This window comes from Mycolicibacterium sp. SMGY-1XX, assembly GCF_059132455.1.
In genome coordinates this window covers 4773587-4789530 of sequence record NZ_CP101139.1, presented here as the reverse complement: position 1 = coordinate 4789530, position 15944 = coordinate 4773587, and the positions used below count along the sequence as shown (strand labels likewise).

Annotated in this window: 17 protein-coding genes and 1 pseudogene; 5 read left to right on the top strand and 13 right to left on the bottom strand. The window is 66.0% G+C overall.

The annotated features are described in order from the left end of the window. Positions 1-17: 17 nt before the first annotated feature. From NL241_RS23050 to NL241_RS23030, 5 genes are read right to left on the bottom strand one after another with little or no spacing between them, the layout of a single operon-like run. Positions 18-1505: an amidohydrolase family protein gene (locus NL241_RS23050; RefSeq protein ID WP_487687419.1), complete on the bottom strand. Its 1488-nt coding sequence runs from the start codon at positions 1503-1505 to the stop codon at positions 18-20. After that, positions 1502-2074 (bottom strand): NADPH-dependent FMN reductase, encoded by a 573-nt coding sequence (locus NL241_RS23045; RefSeq protein WP_487687421.1) that lies wholly within the window; start codon positions 2072-2074, stop codon positions 1502-1504. Before NL241_RS23045 ends, NL241_RS23050 begins: the two co-directional genes overlap by 4 nt. 3 nt (positions 2075-2077) lie before the next feature. Next, complete coding sequence (locus NL241_RS23040; RefSeq protein WP_487687424.1) at positions 2078-2482, bottom strand: cupin domain-containing protein; 405 nt, start codon at positions 2480-2482, stop codon at positions 2078-2080. Between the two features lie 19 nt (positions 2483-2501). Continuing rightward, positions 2502-3419, bottom strand: coding sequence for a VOC family protein (locus NL241_RS23035; RefSeq protein WP_487687426.1), 918 nt, complete (start codon positions 3417-3419; stop codon positions 2502-2504). Further along, a complete protein-coding gene (locus NL241_RS23030; protein WP_494395140.1) occupies positions 3416-4285 on the bottom strand; it encodes a fumarylacetoacetate hydrolase family protein in 870 nt (289 codons plus the stop codon). The genes NL241_RS23035 and NL241_RS23030 overlap by 4 nt, the downstream gene beginning before the upstream one ends. A 157-nt stretch (positions 4286-4442) precedes the next feature. On the opposite strand from NL241_RS23030, the gene NL241_RS23025 reads away from it, so the two are divergent. Continuing rightward, entirely contained in the window at positions 4443-5165 is a 723-nt protein-coding gene (locus tag NL241_RS23025) for a GntR family transcriptional regulator (RefSeq protein WP_494395139.1), read from the top strand. Between the two features lie 19 nt (positions 5166-5184). On the opposite strand, the gene NL241_RS23020 is transcribed toward NL241_RS23025, so the two are convergent. The 4 genes from NL241_RS23020 to NL241_RS23005 are packed head-to-tail and all read right to left on the bottom strand — an operon-like array spanning position 5185 to position 9650. Next, complete coding sequence (locus NL241_RS23020) at positions 5185-6579, bottom strand: amidohydrolase family protein (RefSeq protein ID WP_487687433.1); 1395 nt, start codon at positions 6577-6579, stop codon at positions 5185-5187. 16 nt (positions 6580-6595) lie between these two features. Then, the gene (locus NL241_RS23015; protein WP_487687435.1) at positions 6596-7630 is read right to left on the bottom strand and encodes an ABC transporter permease; all 1035 of its coding nucleotides are present in this window, start codon (positions 7628-7630) and stop codon (positions 6596-6598) included. Then, positions 7627-9189, bottom strand: a complete 1563-nt coding sequence (locus tag NL241_RS23010; protein WP_487687438.1) for a sugar ABC transporter ATP-binding protein — start codon at positions 9187-9189, stop codon at positions 7627-7629. The genes NL241_RS23015 and NL241_RS23010 overlap by 4 nt, the downstream gene beginning before the upstream one ends. Beyond that, positions 9186-9650, bottom strand: coding sequence for a cupin domain-containing protein (locus NL241_RS23005; protein ID WP_494395138.1), 465 nt, complete (start codon positions 9648-9650; stop codon positions 9186-9188). Before NL241_RS23005 ends, NL241_RS23010 begins: the two co-directional genes overlap by 4 nt. A gap of 194 nt (positions 9651-9844) precedes the next feature. Here NL241_RS23005 and NL241_RS23000 point away from each other — a divergent pair, with 194 nt between their 5' ends. Beyond that, entirely contained in the window at positions 9845-11008 is a 1164-nt protein-coding gene (locus NL241_RS23000; protein WP_487687444.1) for a sugar ABC transporter substrate-binding protein, read from the top strand. Positions 11009-11051: 43 nt separating this feature from the next. Here the strand turns inward: NL241_RS23000 and NL241_RS22995 are convergent, their stop codons facing one another. Then, positions 11052-12077, bottom strand: coding sequence for a ketopantoate reductase family protein (locus tag NL241_RS22995; RefSeq protein ID WP_487687447.1), 1026 nt, complete (start codon positions 12075-12077; stop codon positions 11052-11054). A 217-nt stretch (positions 12078-12294) separates the two neighbouring features. On the opposite strand from NL241_RS22995, the gene NL241_RS22990 reads away from it, so the two are divergent. After that, positions 12295-12960 (top strand): GntR family transcriptional regulator, encoded by a 666-nt coding sequence (locus tag NL241_RS22990; RefSeq protein ID WP_487687449.1) that lies wholly within the window; start codon positions 12295-12297, stop codon positions 12958-12960. Between the two features lie 15 nt (positions 12961-12975). Here the strand turns inward: NL241_RS22990 and NL241_RS22985 are convergent, their stop codons facing one another. Beyond that, on the bottom strand, positions 12976-13149 hold the full coding sequence (locus NL241_RS22985; RefSeq protein WP_487687452.1) for a helix-turn-helix domain-containing protein: 174 nt from the start codon (positions 13147-13149) through the stop codon (positions 12976-12978). A 168-nt stretch (positions 13150-13317) separates the two neighbouring features. Here NL241_RS22985 and NL241_RS22980 point away from each other — a divergent pair, with 168 nt between their 5' ends. After that, positions 13318-13977 (top strand): DUF3159 domain-containing protein, encoded by a 660-nt coding sequence (locus tag NL241_RS22980; protein WP_487687454.1) that lies wholly within the window; start codon positions 13318-13320, stop codon positions 13975-13977. After that, entirely contained in the window at positions 13974-14606 is a 633-nt protein-coding gene (locus tag NL241_RS22975) for a class I SAM-dependent methyltransferase (protein ID WP_487687455.1), read from the top strand. Before NL241_RS22980 ends, NL241_RS22975 begins: the two co-directional genes overlap by 4 nt. 171 nt (positions 14607-14777) lie before the next feature. Here NL241_RS22975 and NL241_RS22970 read toward each other — a convergent pair whose 3' ends face one another. Both NL241_RS22970 and NL241_RS22965 read right to left on the bottom strand, forming a co-directional pair. Continuing rightward, positions 14778-14978, bottom strand: a complete 201-nt coding sequence (locus NL241_RS22970) for a cupin domain-containing protein (RefSeq protein WP_494395137.1) — start codon at positions 14976-14978, stop codon at positions 14778-14780. 107 nt (positions 14979-15085) lie between these two features. Then, a pseudogene (locus NL241_RS22965) lies at positions 15086-15943 on the bottom strand (cupin domain-containing protein); the annotation flags it as partial. Position 15944: the final 1 nt, after the last annotated feature.

Sequence of the window (15944 nt, the reverse complement as noted above, 5' to 3'; positions counted from 1 at the left end):
TCAGTTGCTTTCTCTGCTCAGGGGTTCGGAACTGCGAGTGATTCCAGGCGGGTGGCTTCCTGCGTTCCGTCGACGTGGGCGCGCAGTGACTGCTCGGACGCAGAGGAGAACGACGGTGGCGCCAGCGGATCCAGCCGCCATCCGACCGCGGCGGCGATCCGGTCGCGCGACTCCTCGATCTCGGCAGTCAACGACGGTAGGTCGACATTGATCATCTCCCCGGCCCACTTGCGGGGACGACCCGAGACAAAGACCGAATCCACTGTGGCGCTGTCGATGCCTTGCACGACGGTGCCCACGGCGTTGTTGAAGGGCAGGTTGGACAACGCGTTCGCGCGAAGGAGCAGGACGTCGGCCTGGAAGCCGGGCGCAATGCAGCCGGCCACGCCGCCGAGACCTACATGCAGGGCTCCATTGACCGTCGCCATCTCCAGGACCTCGCGACTCGTCATGATCGGCGGCAGGTCTTCCTCGCCGTGGAAGCGTCGGGTGGCCAGCATCATCCGTTGGGTGGCCATGGTGGCACGCATCTGGGTGAACATGTCGCCGGCCAGTGTGACCTCGACGTCGGTGCTGAGGCTGGGGGCCAAGCCCAGGTCACGGCACCGCTGCGTCGGGGGGACACCAGTCGCGATGCCGATGTGCTGGTCCGAGGTGGTGGCCAGAGTGACGCTGACGCCCTGATCGACGATCGCCTGCCACACATCATCGCTGAGGTCGGTGCAGTGGATCAGAGTCACATCTGGTCCCAACGCCCCCACCTGAGCAAGGTCGTAGAGCTCATCGGAGGCGCGGGGGCCGAGTACTCCGTCGAAGGTGATGGCCAGCCCGGCCTCGCGCGCATGGGCCAGGAGGCGGTCGGTCGGCCAGACGCGTTTGATGTCCAGGCCCATCCGCAGGGTGACCAGACCACGCTCACTCGAGCAGTAGGCGTCCCGCAGTCGGGCCAGATCGTGCGGCCAGTGCTCCTCCCACTCACCGGCGTTCGGGGCCGCGGACGCGTGCACCACCCGGGCGCCGGCCCGTGCATACGCCTCGAACACCGCGTCGCAGTGCGCGCGGCTGCGCGAATTGTGGGAGAAGTCCAGCAGAGTGGTGATGCCGCTGTTGAGCGCGCTGAGCACGCTGACCTGAGTGCCGATCCGCATGTCGTTCGGGGTGTAGTGCAGTGCCATCCCACCGTGGATGCTGGCGACGTAGGAGTCGAGGTCGGCGTCGGCGATCAGTCGTCGAAACGCTGTCTGCCAGGCGTGTCGATGGGCGTCGACCAGGCCGGGGGACAGGATGAATCCGGTGCAGTCGATGGTCACGGCGCCGGCCGTTCGAGGGTCTGAGGCAAGGTTTTCGGCGACGGCGACGATGGCGCCGTCCTGCACCAGGACCTCGCCGCTCGACAGGTCCGGCACGGCCGGATTCATGGTGAGCACGGTGGCGTGCCTGAACCACAGTGTGCTCGCCCCCAGGACCCGCTTCAGCTCGCCTGCTCGACCCGCCGCGGCCTTCATGGAGACACTCGCAGGCTCGAGAGCGCGTGACTGACCCGGGCCAGTTCATCGAGCAGCTGTCCTGCGGCTGCTGTCATTGCGTCCGTGGCCTGGAACCGGTCGTCGTCGATGAGGGTCTGGACGAAGGGGATGTACACCGCTTCGAAGATCGGCGTCATCTTCAGCGTGGTCACCACCTGCTTGAGCATCTGCACGGCGCGGGCGGCACCGCCCGCGCCACCGTAACCGACGAAACCCACTGCCTTGTCGTTCCATTCGCGGTACAGGTGGTCCAGTGCGTTCTTCACCGGTGCGGTGTAGCCGTAGTTGTACTCCGGGGTGACGATCACGAACGCGTCGGCCGCGTCGATCGTCTCACTGAACCGACGGGTGAGCTCCTGGGTGTACTGGCCGAGCCGGGGATGGTGGGGCTCGCTGAGCATCGGTAGGCCCCATTCGAGCAGATCCACCACCGTGACGTCGAAGGCACCATGGGCGGTGGCGATGTCACGGAACCAGGCCGCGACGGGTGCGCCGGCGCGGCCGGGCCGGGTGCTGCCGACGATGATGTGCAGCCGGATCGCGCTCATGGCTCACACCTCGGTCAGCGCGACGGGAGCCAGGTCCACATCGACATGCTGGGATCCCTGCCCGTCGTAGCTCTGTGCGAAGCAGAACGCGCGGAACACCGTGTCCCCGTCGTTGAGCAGCATGTGCGGGGTGTTGGGTGGGGTGTAGATGAGTTCACCCACCTCGATGCGTTTGGCTTCGTCGGCTACCTGCATCACCCCGGAACCGTCGAGAACGAACCAATATTCGTGAGTGGGGTGATGGTGCGCTTTGAGTGCGGCGCCGGGCTGCACCTCGAACACCGACACCAGCCCCAGATATGTGCCGTCGGTCAGATGCTGGAACTCTTCCTTCTCGATCAGGTAGGTGGACGCAGCAGTGCCCTGATGCTCGGCGACGGCTTGCTTGGAGATCGACCAGGTATGCATTCGAAGGTGGTCCTTTCGGTTACGAGTGGGTGCCGACCATGAGATCGGCGAGGTCTTCGGGGGCCAGGAACGACGGAGGAGGCGGCGGCCCCCAGCTGAACAGTCCTTTGGCGCCTTCGAGCACTTCGGGGGTCCAGATCTCGTCGTCGGGAATGCAATCCATGTCGGAGTAGTACTCGGAGAAATTGCCCGCAGGGTCTTTGAGGTACCAGAAGAAATTCGAGCCGGCGTGGTGGCGTCCCAGGCCCCAGACGTGGCGTTCGGGATTACCGTCGAGCATGGTTTTGGCGCCGCGGCCGATCTCGTCGATGTCATCGACCTGCCACGACGTGTGGTGCAGAAAACTGACTGGCATCTGTAGCAGCATCACGTTGTGATGGTCCACCGAGCACCGCAGGAATACCCCCTGTTGCCCCACGGCGTCGCTGACTTTGAAGCCCAGACCGTCGGTGAAGAATCGCCGGGTGGCGGTCATGTCGGTGGACCCGACGACGGCGTGGCCCAGTTTCTTCGGTTGCACCGGTCCCTCACGCAGAATGCCGGGTGCGCGGTCGCCGACGCGGTCGTAGCGACCGGGGCCGTTGTAGCTGGTCGCGGGCACCGGCGTCTGCACCAGGCGCGGCATCACCTCGACGCTCACCCGGATGTCGGTCACCGGTTCAACGGAGGCGACGCCGGCGCCGGTGGCGGCAGTCAGGAACCCCTCGCTGGTCAGGCTCTGGGTGATGGCAGCGACGTCGTCGAGGTCGTCACAGCCGACGACCATGGCAACCAGGCGGCGGCGAGCACTTGCCACGATACGGAGTTGCCGTCCACCCTCGACGGTGGAGAACACCCCGTCGCCCTCGTGGCGGAGCCCGAAATCACAGTAGTAGGAGATGGTTTCGGCAACATTGGGAACACCCATGGTGATCTGGGCCAGCCGGTGCAGACTCATGCTGCGTTCTCCCCAGGAGTCGCTGCGGAGACGAACCTCTGTCGGATCTCGCCGATACCTTCCACCCAGGAGACGAGCTCGTCGCCCTCTTGTAGGTACACCTGAGGGTTGCGACCCAAGCCCACGCCGGCCGGGGTGCCGGTGAAAATCAGGTCGCCGGGGTACAGCTTCACTATCCGTGAGAGCTTGGAGACCAGTGCCGGCACGCTGAACACCAGATCCTTGGTGCGTCCGCGCTGCATCTCGGTGCCGTTGATCGAGCAGCCCAACTCGAGGTCGTCAGGGTCGGAGAACTCGCTGACGGGCACCACCCACGGACCGATCGGGCCGAATCCGGGAAACGACTTCCCGAGGCTGAATTGTGGTGCGGGACCAGCGGACTGGGTGCGGCGCTCGGAGATGTCCTGTCCGACCGTCAGTCCGGCGATGTGGGACCAGGCGTCGGATTCGGCGATGTCGGTGCCTTCGCGGCCGATCACCGCGACGAGTTCGACTTCCCAGTCGGTGTTGCCGTCGTCGGGCAGTGTGACAGCGCAATGCGGACCGGCCAGGCACGAGACGAACTTGGTGAACACGGTCGGCTGATCGGGTACGGCGAAGCCGGATTCCGAGGCGTGATCGCTGTAGTTCAAACCGATGGCAAAGATCTGGCGGGGCGTCGGTACCGGTGCGCTGAGCCGTGCGGTGTCGACCGTGTTGCTGGGGGTGATGTCCACTGTCGCAGCCCATTCCAGAAACTCGTCCCACCGGTCGTACACCGCGGTGGGGTCAGGGCCGAAACGTCCGGCGGAGCCCTCGGCGACGTCCAGGTAGGCGCCATCGTTCCCGATCAGAATGAGCCGCCCGTCGAGATTGCCGACCTTCATATACTGCGCTCCTCACTGTGACGGCGGTTACGGTGTCCATCAGACTCCGTTCGATTCGACATGTCAAGTTACTTTCGAACATTTGTGGATAGTTCGAAGGATTTCGCTGATGCGGCCGTGGGTACCCGCGCTGCGGTAGCATTCGATATCTCTTCGAATGTTCGAAATTGAGGGTGTGATGGCGGGTAAATCGACAGGCCAAGAGCGAGTGCATGCGCAGATGCGCGCCGACATCCTCGGCGGCCGCTTCCACCCGGGACAGCGCCTGCGCTTCGCCACGCTGTGTGAGGACTATGGCGCCAGCGTGGGAGTGATTCGGGAGGCGATGTCGCGGCTGGCCGAACAGGGGCTGGTGACCGGCGCCGCGCAGCTCGGTTTCAAAGTGGTCTCGATCTCCCATGACGACCTCGTCCAGCTGACCCAGGCGCGTGTCTGCGTCGAGGTGTATGCATTGCGGATGGCGATCGCGGACGGCGATTTGGCTTGGGAGTCAGAGCTTTTGGCCTCGCATCACGCCCTGGAGCGCACGCCCATGCTGGCGGCCGGAGAGCCGCCGCACCTCAATGACGCGTGGTGTGCGGCCCACGCGGGTTTTCACGCCAATCTGCTCAGCGGCAGCGGTAACACCCGGTTGTGCTCCATCGCGGCCAACCTGCGCGACTCGGCCGAGATCTACCGGCGCTGGTCGGTCAGCGAGGTGCGCGGACCCGCCCGCGACATCGCCGCCGAGCACCGTGCGATTCTCGAGGCGACGCTCGAGCGGGACGCGGACCGGGCGGCGGCGCTGCTGCAGGAGCACTTTGAACTCACCACCGCTCTGCTGCTGGAGTCCGATCTCGTCGAAAATCCCGGCGAGACTTCATTGCCGACCGGGACGTAGAAGTCGTCCCGATCGAGATTCACCAGCCGTGTCCGGCAGGCAGCTCCGGTGCCGGCGTCGGGATGAACGTGCCGTCCGGCTGCCGGGTCTGCTCGGCCAGGCGTCGCTTCGTCCGATTCAACGCCTGCAGTTGACGCGGCCAGGCGTCGGCGAGCAGTGTTCCGCCGCGCTTCACCAGAGTGCCCGCCACCATCACGGTGTCGATATCGGCCGCCGACGACTGGGTGATCACCGCTGCCTCGGGAAAGTCCTCGACCCATCCGGCCATGTCCGGGCTGGTAGCGCGGAACAGCACCAGATCGGCGTCCTTGCCGACCTCGATGCTGCCGATGCGATCCTGAAGACCAAGCGCTTTCGCGCCGTTGATGGTGGCCCATTCGAGAGCTTCCCGCGATGTCACCGACAGCGACGCGGGATTCTCGCCGCGCGAGAGCTCCTCGGCGGCGTCGGCCAGGCAGGCTGTCTGCATGCCAAGGCGCGCCTGCCCGATGATCCCGCCCCCGCAGCAACCCACCGAATCAACACCGAGTGTCGGGGCCAGGCCGAACTGCCGCTGCTTGCGCAGAGTCGGCTCGCCCAGTGCCATCCCGATCTCCACTTCCACCCCCGCGCAGATGGCCGCGCCGCGATCACGCACGAGCTGATACTCGCGGTCGGTGCTGGTGTTGCCGTGCACGAACACCGTGTCTGCGCCGAGCAGGCCGGCATCCTCGAGCATCTGGATCTCACCCACGCCGTTGCGCACGGCATTGCTGTGCAATGTCAGCTGCGCCCCGTGCTCGCGTGCGAGCCGGAACTGCTGGGCTACCACGTCTATCGGAGCCATGAACAGTTCAACCGGGGCGACGCCGAGCCGGACCAGTGACTTGCCGGGCGCCAGTATCCCGTCGTCGAGCTGGGTGAGAATCGCCCGGTACTGCTCGGTCTCGGAGAACACCCGGGGGGCCAGCGGCGCCTGGCCCATCCCGAGGGCGTAGACACCGCGAACACCAGCATCAACCATCGCCTGGGCGCCGGCGAAGGCGTGGTCGGGAGTATTGACGTTGTGTTCATAGCCCAACACCGTCGTCACCCCGTTGTTGAGGCATTCGAGACTGCCTGCGTAGGTGGCCGCGTAGGTGTCTTCGGCCGTCACGAACGGAGCGATGTGCAATCGGATCCCGATCATGTACTGCAGCGTCGACCAGTCGGCGAAGATGCCGCGCACAGCGGTCTGCCACAGGTGGCGGTGGGTGTCGACGAATCCGGGGGTGAGAATGCAACCCCGAGCATCGATTTCGGTGGCATCACCGGCGTCGAGACCCCTGCCGACAGCAGTGATCCGGTCTTCCTCGACCAGGACATCGGTATCGGCGAGGTTGCCCAGCGCGGGGTTCATGGTGACGACACAACCGTGTCGGAAGACGATCTTCATCGATGTCCCTTTCTGATCAGGAGCCCATGACGGCGACGCCGGTGCGGCGGCGACGGAACACTGCGGACAGGCCGACGGCAACGATGACGGCCAGGCCGTTGAACACGTCGGTGATCCAGGGCTGCACGCCCATCAGGGACAGCCCGCTGATCGTGGTCCCGACGAAGAAGAGGCCGACCAGGGCGCCGACCAGGTTGTAGGTGCCGGGCCGAATGGTGGTGGCGCCCAGAAACACTGCGGCCAGCGCGGGCAGCATGAACCCGATGCCCCCGACCTGGGGGTTGCCGTTGCCCTGGCTGGCGATCTGAAGAATCCCCGCGACACCGGCCAGGAAGCCGGCTCCCACGAAACTGGCCAGTACCACGCGCCGGGTCGGAAGACCGGTGAGGCCTGCTGCCTTCTCGTTGGAGCCGACGGCGGCGAAGTAGCGGCCCAGCGTGGAGTGCTCCAGAAGGACCAGGACAGCGGCGCCGATGAGCACCATGATCACGAACAGCACCGGGATGCCGAGGAACAGCTGATTGCTCAGCCCGGTCAAGGTCGGTGACAGTCCCGTGCTGATCGGGATGCCGCCGGTGTAGGCCTGCACGATCCCGGCGATCACGGTGGAGGTGCCCAGTGTGGTGATGATCGAGTTGATACCCAGGTAGGACACCAGCATGCCGTTGATGAATCCGATGGTGCTGCCGAGGAGCACCGAGAGCACCATCGCCACGAACACATTCACACCGAAGTGCGACATCGCGCCGGCGACGGCGATGGAGCAGAAGCCGACGTTGGCTCCCACCGAGATGTCGAAGCGGCCGGTGACCAACGGAAGGATGAGCGCCATCGCGACCACCGCGAGCACCGATCCCGAGATGGCGATACTGCGGAAGTTGGCGGCGGTCGGGAAGATGTCCGGCCGCAGAGCGGTGAACACGGCGATGGCGCCGATGAACAGCGCGACGAGGCCGAACCGCTCCGTCAGGTCGGCCGCGGCCGATTTCTCCTTGGTGTCCGCCAGGCTCGGAGCCGGAGTGGCCGTGGTGGGGGTGTCGAGCGTGCTCATGACTGGAGTTCCTTTGCTGAGAAGACCTTTTCGGTGAGAAGGCTGCTGTCGATATCGGGTCCGCTGACTTCCCCGGTGATACGCCCGCCGCTGAGGATGAGAACGCGGTCGGACATGTCGGCCAGTTCCTCGAAGTCGGAGCTGACCAGGATCGCTGCGGCGCCCTCGGCTACGGCGTCGGTGATCAGTCGGTAGGCATCGGCGCGGGCACCGACGTCGACGCCCTGGGTGGGTTCGTCGAGCAGCAGAACCGCGGGACGGCGGCGCATCCACCGCGCCAGGACCACCTTCTGTTGGTTGCCGCCCGACAGGGAGGACATCAGCGCTGAGTCGCCGGCGGTCTTGACGCCGTAGGCCTGGATGGACTCCGCCGCGGCTCGGCGTTCGCGGCTGCGGCGCAGGATTCCGGCGCTACTGAACCTGGTGACGTCGGCGGCCGACAGGTTCTCGCGCACCGACAGGTCCAGGAAGGCGGCGTCGGTCTCCCGGTGCTCGGGGATGTAGGCGATGCCCGACTCCATCGCGGCGCGCACCGATCCGATGCCGACGCGGCGCTCGCCCACGGTGATGGTGCCGCTGGTGGCCGGATTCATGCCGAACAGGCACTGCAGCAGTTCGCTGCGTCCGGCGCCGAGCAGTCCGGCGATGCCCAGGATCTCACCCGCACGCAAGGTGAATGAGACATCCTGTATTCCAAGAGCATTCAGATGCTCGAGACGGAGTGCCACCGGCGCGTCCGAGGTGGCTCCGGGGGTGTCGGGGTACATCGCGTCGAGTGATCGGCCGACGATCAGGGACACCAGTTCTGGTTCGGTGAGTCCGGCGGTCGACCGGGTGATGACGTGCGCGCCGTCGCGCAGCACGGTGATGTCGTCGCAGACGTCGAGAACCTCGTCGAGGCGGTGGCTGATGTAGATGACGGCCACGCCGGTGGCGGTGATGGTGCGCATGGCATCGAGCAGGATGGTGACCTCATGCCGGGGGAGGGCAGCGGTGGGTTCGTCCAGGACGACGGCAGCGATCTGGCTGCGGCCCTCCACGTGGTCCTGCAGGGCGCGGGCGATGGCCACCATGGTCTGGTCGGCCAGCCGCAGCTGCTCCATTTTCGTGTCGGGGGTGGCGTCGATCTCGAAGTGATCGAGCAGGCGCTGGGCCCGGTCGCGCAGCGCGCCCCGGCGCACGATCCCGAGCCGGGCCGGGAACTCGTCGCCCAGTGCGATGTTGTCGGCCACGCTCAGGTCGGGAAAGATCCCCGGGTTCTGGTGCACGAACCGCAGGCCTGCGGTGCGGGCCCAGGCAGCGCCGAGCTGGTCGGTCGCGATCCGGGTTCCGTTGACCTCGACGGTGCCGCCCGCGTCGGCGGACTGTACCCCGGCGATGCTCTTGACCAGGGTGCTCTTGCCGCACCCGTTGCCGCCGACCAGGCCGTGCACGGAGCCGCGCTGCACGTCGAAACTGACTCCCTTGAGCGCTTTTCCGCCGGGGTAGGTCTTCTGCAGGTTACGGATGCTGATGGCCGGTGTCTCAGGGTGGGCGGCCGGCACGGCGGGCGCGCTCACAGGGCGACGTCGTACTGTTGCGCCAACCGGGCGGCGAGCTCGGGGGACTGGCTGATTTTCCACTCGGCGGCCAGCTGCGGGGCCTGGGCCAGGGCATCACGGGCGGTGAGGTCACCCATCGACATGAAGTAGTGCTCGAAGTCGCCGGGCGAGGTGATTTCCAGGATCTCGACGTCCTCGTCGGTGACATTCCACACCGAGTGGACCAGGCCGCGGGGGCGCACGGCGATCTCGCCGGGCCCGACGGTCCATTCCCGATCGCCGACGAGGACGCCGAGATGACCCCGCACCACGATCGCGACCTGGTCTTCGTTCTCGTGGGTATGCGGAAGCATCAGCACCGCGGGCGGAATGATCTGTCGCACAACGCTGTACGCGTCGGCCACCTGATCGGCGAGTACTTCGAAGGTGGTGGGCAGCTTGCCGACCATGACGTGCTGACCGAGCGATGGCGCCGGCATGGGTGTTCCTCTCTGGCGGCTGATGAGTTCACGAATTCTTCGTGACGCGGACCACACGATGCTATACGGTGTCGAACACGTGCGGAAGATTCGAAAAAAATTAATCTAGTCGAAAATACGAGTCTGATCGGACGGGGAGCCGCGTGGTGTGGACACGCGGCGAAATCCACCTCACAGCGCAAGGAGATGAGCACATGGTGGGCAACGGCATGATCCCGGTGCGCCGGGCAACCACGGCTGGCGTCGTCGCTTTGGCGGGTGTCGCGATGCTGCTGGGTGCGTGTACGACGATCTCGGACGGACCCCAGATCGCCACCGACCTCACCGCGGAACAGCGCGAGATCCTGCAATCCGGATACGACGGCGATTCGTTGCAGCAGCCGACCGCTGAAGGGCCGGCGGCCCAGCGTGGGAAGCGGGTGTGGGCGGTGTCCTGCGGGGAGGCCTACCAAGCCTGCTCGCAGTTGTCGGCGGGCTTCGTCGAGGCGGGTGCCCAGTTGGGTTGGGACGTCAATCTGGTTGACGGGAAGGCGGACCCGTCAGTGGCCACCGGCCTGATCCGGCAGGCGGTGGCCGCCGATGTCGACGGTATCGCCGTGTTCAGTTACGACTGTCCAGGGGTCAAGAGTGGCCTGGAAGCCGCCCGCGCCGCCCGCATCCCCGTCGTGCAGTTCACCTCGATCGACTGTGATGACGAGGCCTTCGGCGCCGGTCAGGCGCTCTACACCGCTGGGCTCAACGTCATGGGCTCCACGCAGATCAAGGACTACTACCTGAAGTGGGGTGCTGCCCGGGCCGACTACGTGGCAGCGCTGATGGGCGGTGAAGGCAAGTTGCTCCAGATCGCCAACACCGATCAGCGAACCCAGCAGTACTCGAACCAAGGCTTTCGGGAGCAGTTCGCCAAGGCGTGCCCGGACTGCGACCTGGTAGAGGTGCCGTTCACCTTCGCCCAGGTTCCCCGCGAGGCCACCGCCAAGTGGAGCTCCGCGTTGATGCAGAACCCGGATGCCACCGCCGTGTCCACCGGGATCGATTCATTGATGGGGCTGGGGCTGCAGTCGGCGTTGAGACAGGCCAACTTCGGCGGCATCGTTGCCGGCGGGGAGGGGTTGAACCTCGATCTGGTGCGCGAAGGGACCCAGAGCACCGAGACGGTCATCCCGTACGCCCTTGCGTCTTGGGGTCTGGCGAACACGCTGAACCGGATTTTCGCCGGTGAGGACCCCGCGGCACTGCCCACCGAGGGTGGCGGCTGGCAGTTCATCGACAAGGACCACAATCTGCCGGCGCAAGGGCAGCCCTGGGAACCGCCGTTCGACTTCCGGGCGGCCTACATCACCATGTGGAACGGCTGACAGAACCGGTGCCCCAGCGGAAGCGCTGGGGCACCGGCGCTTTTCAGTGCAGTAGTGCCAGCAGGGCGGCCGCGTTGTCCGACCCCGGGCGCAGTGTTCCGTTCTCCACCTGTTCGGCCATGTTCACCACCGCAGCATTGACCGGTGCGGCGCCACCAAGCCTGTGCTGTTCGGCCACGATGTGGCCGTTCAGCTCATGGACTTCACTGCGCCGGCCCTTGCGCCAGTCCTGCAGCACCGTGGTCAATTGCCCCTCGATCGAGAAGTCGTCATGCACCACCGCGAGCAGGGTTTCGGCGAAATGCTCCGGCGTCGTCACATCCTCGGTCGCCATGCCGATGATCGGCAGCAACTGGTGCCCCAACTGAAGGCAGGTGCGCACAGCCTCGTTGCCGGCCTCGATCATCACGTCCTTCATCCGGGGTACTCGCACCGCCTCCATGACCGTCATGTCCAACACGGCCGAAGTCACCAGCTCGGTGCAGTTGGCGATCAGCTTCATCCATTTAGAGGACACGATGTCCTCGGACACCTCCACCCGGCCGGCATGGCGGAGGATATCGGCGATGTCAGGGGCGCGGCGGTGCGCCATCGGATCGGTCCCGCCGACGGCGAACCACGACATCTCCCTGCTGGTATCGCGTTGCACTACACCAGGTTCGAACATGGTGGAGGCCACTTCGATGACGCTGCCGAGAGTGCGATGGCTACCGAGGACATCGCTGATGTCGTTCATCGTCATACCGTTCTGGATGCCGACCACCACACCGTCAGCGGCCAGCACCGGCTTGATCAGCTCGCACGCCCAACGGGTGTCGTAGGCCTTGACCATCAGCAACACCACATCGAAAGGCCGGCGCATCTGCGCGACCTCGCACAGATGCCGCACACGAACCTCGGTGATCTCCGTGCTGCCGGCGATGTCGATGCGAACGCCATTGCGGCGCATGGCGTCAACGTGGTCAGGCCATTGCTCGATGAAGGTGACGTCGAGTCCGGCCCTGGTGAGGTCCGCTCCCACCGAGGCGCCGTTGGCGCCGGTACCCAGAACGGCAATGTGTGTGGTCACGTCGATCCCTTCAGTGCATATTCGAATAACGCAACTTTATTCGAAATTTTAGCAGAGTGGAGGGAACATCAAGGGTCGCCACGGTTTGCGGCGCGCGCGAGGGCGGCGGAGTGAGCCCTCGGGTAGTTGGCTCCTGGCTCATGTTCGAAAATGTCTTGATCTACGAAAATTTTCCTGGTTCACGATGGTGGGCACGGCGGTGGTCTACGCTGCCCTCGTGGCCGAAGCAAAGACTCGCGCGAGCACCGAAGAGGTGCACGATCGACTGCGCGCCGACATCCTGGCCGGCGTGTTCAAACCCGGCGAGAAACTGCGGTTCTCGCCCCTTGGTATCGAATACGCGGCCAGCATCGGAGTCTTGCGGGAGGCCCTGACCCGACTCGCCGAACAGGGGCTCGTGGTGTCCGAGCCTCGCATCGGTTTCACCGTCAAGCCGCTGACGCGCGACGATCTCGATGACCTGACCACAGTTCGCATCGACATCGAAAGCATTGCGCTGCAACGGGCGATCGTCACCGGGGACATGGCGTGGGAGTCGGCCTTGGTGGCCGCGCATCACACGCTGGAGCGAACACCGATGATGACTGAGGGCAAGCCGGTGCGGGTCTCCGATGCGTGGGAGCGGGTGCACGCGAACTTCCACCGCGCGCTGGTGGCCGGCTGCGGCAGCCCGCGGCTCATTGCGATCGCCGAGACGCTGCGCAATTCCTCTGAGCTGTATCGGCGTTGGTCGCAACCGCTGGACAAGAATCGGGATGTGGCCGCCGAGCATCGGGCAATTCTCGACGCGACGCTGGACCGTGACGCTGACCGGGCCGTGGCGTCACTGTGTGCGCACTACGAGCGGACTGCCGAGATTCTCCGGGCGGCGCTGACGGCCTGAGGCCGGCGTCGGCAACTACTTGTACAGTGTGACCTTGTTGGCCCCGGCCGCCGCGGCCACACGTTCGAAAGTGACTGCGCGCAGGCCTTCGTCGTAGAGAAGGCGGGCCGCGGCGTCGAGCACCGCCTGCCGCACCTCGGATGCCGGGCGCCGACCCCGGCCCGGTCGAGTGCTGTTCTGGACCACCATCGTCTTCCACTCGCTGTGCCCGCGGATACGAACGACGAGTATTCAACGCTGGCAGGGACCGCCGATCCTCGGATGACAGCGTCCTGGCGAGGTGGCGCATTCGGCGTCATGGTTGATGAAATGAACGAAGGCAAGCGAGGTCTGCGGGCAGGATTGCACAGGGCCCGAATGAGATTGGTGGACGTGATCACCACGCCGGACGCGTCGGTCCTCGACGTGCTCGGGGGATGGCGTGGCCTGGTCGATGCGCTGGGCCCCAATGTGGTTTTCCTGGTGGTGTATCTCGCGACGACGGACATCGTGTGGGCGACGGTCTCGGCCTTGGCGGTGTGTGTAGTCCTGACACTGGTGCGTGCGACCGCGTGGCAGCCGGTCGGGCCGGCGGTCGGCGGCATGATCCTGGTGGCGCTGTCCGGGCTGATGGCGGTGGCCACCGGAAACGACGGCGATTTCTTCTTGATCGACCTCATCCAGACCGGTGTTTTCAGCGTCATTCTCCTGACGTCCATCCTGATTCGGCGGCCACTGCTCGGCGTCATGCTGGCTCCGGTGCTCGCCGACGGTGCCACCTGGCGCATCAACCCCATCCTGCTCCGCGCCTACAGCTGGGCCACCGCCGTCTGGGCCGTTGCTGCGGCCATCCGCACCGTGTCGAAGATTCCGTTCTACCTCGAGGGCAACCTGCTCGGACTCGGTGTCGTCGACATGCTCACCGGGATTCCGCTCGCCGTGGTGACCACCTACTACCAGCTCCGCATCCTGCGCGGCGCATACGCCCGGCAGCGTGCCGCGACAGCTCCGAAACCCCTTGAGAGGCAACTGCTGTGACCACCACTCTTCCGGCCCGCCAGTGCGGCGCGGACACGTCGGCGTTCATCCGGGCAGCCTTACGTAACCCTGCGCGGATCGGTGCTGTGACGCCGAGCTCGCCGCACCTGGCCGACGAACTCGCCTCCGTTGTTTCCCCACACGCAGCGCCGGTGATCGTCGAACTTGGCCCGGGCACGGGCGTGGTGAGTGCGGCCATCGCCGCCAAGCTGTCCGGGGGCGGCAGGCACCTGGCGGTGGAGTTGGATCCGTCGCTGGCCTGGCATGTGGCCCGGCAGCATCCCGAGGTGGAGGTAATCAACGGTGATGCACGTGAGCTCGTCGGACTGCTGGCCTCCCGCGGCGTCGGCCGAGCGACCTCGGTGGTCAGTGGATTGCCCTGGTCGCTGTTCGACGCCGCAAGCCAGCGGCTGATTCTGCGCCAGGTGGTGGAGATCCTGGGTGCCGACGGGGTGTTCACCACGTTCGCCTACGTCCATGCAGCACCGCTGCGCGGGGCCCGCGCCTTCCGCCGCCTCCTCGGGGAGATGTTCGACGACGTCGAAGTCAGCCGCGTGGTGTGGCGCAACATGCCACCCGCCTTCACCTACCGGTGCAGAAGCGCGTCGGCGGTCGGTTCCGCGAGCTGATGATCGCACGCACGGTGAGCCCCCGCTGCTGCAACGCCTGTATCACACCGTTCCAACTCGACGTGTCCGCCCACGCGCCGTGCACCAGCACGACAGTGGGCTGCGGCGGTTCTGCGGCCGCCGGTGGCGGCCAGATCAGCAGGACGCCGAGGAGTGCGGCGGCCAGACGCCTCATCGGGCCGGCATGATCAGCGGCTTGTCCCGACGCAGCGCGTCGAGGGCGCCGCGGTCGAGGTTGAGCGTGGCGCCGACGACGGCCGCCGGTGTCAGGCCCAGCCATTGGTTCGCGGAGACGTCGGCGAAGCGGTCGCTGCGGAACAGTTCGAGCATCTGGACCGGTTCGTCGCCGACGTTCTCGAAATAGTGGCCCATGGCACTGGGCACGTAACCGACGTCGCCGGCGTAGTAGTCGAAGGTCCGGCCTTGCCGCTCGAGCCGAAGACCGTCATCCGGGCGTGACCGGACAGCCAGTACTGCCATTCGTCGTGGTCGGGGTGCCAGTGCATCTCGCGCAGCGCGCCGGGCTGCAGCTCCACCCAGGCAGCGGCGATGGTCGAGGCGGACGGGAAGTTACGCGAGTCGGTGATCCGCACACTGCCGCCGGGAACCTCGATCGGGTCCTGAGCGAGCATGCGATGGCTCATGCGTTCCGCGGTGCCCGCAGGCGAGGTGACCGCCGCGATGTCGTCGACCAGGGCTCCGGGCACGTCGCCGGGGAAGATGTAGCGCGAGTGCTCGATGTCGCCGGCTTTCGGGATGTTGTCGAATGCCGACGCCGGTACGCCGAAGTTCTTCGCCAGCACATGTTTCGGGGTGTGTGCGAACCAGTCGGTGAGCAGGAAGGTCTCGTTCTCGGAGAAGTTGCCGTCGTCGAAGACGAGCAGGAATTCACAGTCCTCCAGCGCTTGAATCGAGTGCGGGAACCCGGCGCGGAAGTTCCACAGGTCGCCGCGGCCGATGTCGTCGATGAAGTTGCGGCCCTGCGGGTCGATGGCCGCGATGCGGGCGCTGCCGGCGATCATGAACGCCCATTCGGCCTCCCGGTGCCAGTGCAGCTCGCGATAGGCGCCGGCCTTGAGCCGCATGTTGACCCCGGCCAAGGTGGTGGCAACGGGCAGTTCCCGCATCGTCGTCTCCCGCGCCCAGCCGCCGTTGAGCAGCCGGTTGTGCGAGGCGGCGAAGGACCACTTCAGGTTGGGCATGCTGCCGGAGTCGGTGTCGGGGGCTCCGGGGTTCTGCAGCCCGATGGGTACGTTGTCCGGACCGAGGACGGTGGCCCCGTCCTCACCGTCGATGGTGGGAACCGCGTTGTGGGCGTTCACGTCGATGGTTGTCATG

Coding starts and splice junctions, on each gene's coding strand:
- NL241_RS22985 (WP_487687452.1), bottom strand. CDS start 13,149: ATGGTGGTCCAGAACAGCACTCGACCGGGCCGGGGTCGGCGCCCGGCA.
- NL241_RS23035 (WP_487687426.1), bottom strand. CDS start 3,419: ATGAGTCTGCACCGGCTGGCCCAGATCACCATGGGTGTTCCCAATGTT.
- NL241_RS23015 (WP_487687435.1), bottom strand. CDS start 7,630: ATGAGCACGCTCGACACCCCCACCACGGCCACTCCGGCTCCGAGCCTG.
- NL241_RS22970 (WP_494395137.1), bottom strand. CDS start 14,978: ATGGGCCACTATTTCGAGAACGTCGGCGACGAACCGGTCCAGATGCTC.
- NL241_RS23025 (WP_494395139.1), top strand. CDS start 4,443: ATGTTCGAAATTGAGGGTGTGATGGCGGGTAAATCGACAGGCCAAGAG.
- NL241_RS23045 (WP_487687421.1), bottom strand. CDS start 2,074: ATGAGCGCGATCCGGCTGCACATCATCGTCGGCAGCACCCGGCCCGGC.
- NL241_RS23000 (WP_487687444.1), top strand. CDS start 9,845: ATGGTGGGCAACGGCATGATCCCGGTGCGCCGGGCAACCACGGCTGGC.
- NL241_RS22980 (WP_487687454.1), top strand. CDS start 13,318: ATGAGATTGGTGGACGTGATCACCACGCCGGACGCGTCGGTCCTCGAC.
- NL241_RS23040 (WP_487687424.1), bottom strand. CDS start 2,482: ATGCATACCTGGTCGATCTCCAAGCAAGCCGTCGCCGAGCATCAGGGC.
- NL241_RS23030 (WP_494395140.1), bottom strand. CDS start 4,285: ATGAAGGTCGGCAATCTCGACGGGCGGCTCATTCTGATCGGGAACGAT.
- NL241_RS23005 (WP_494395138.1), bottom strand. CDS start 9,650: ATGCCGGCGCCATCGCTCGGTCAGCACGTCATGGTCGGCAAGCTGCCC.
- NL241_RS23020 (WP_487687433.1), bottom strand. CDS start 6,579: ATGAAGATCGTCTTCCGACACGGTTGTGTCGTCACCATGAACCCCGCG.
- NL241_RS23050 (WP_487687419.1), bottom strand. CDS start 1,505: ATGAAGGCCGCGGCGGGTCGAGCAGGCGAGCTGAAGCGGGTCCTGGGG.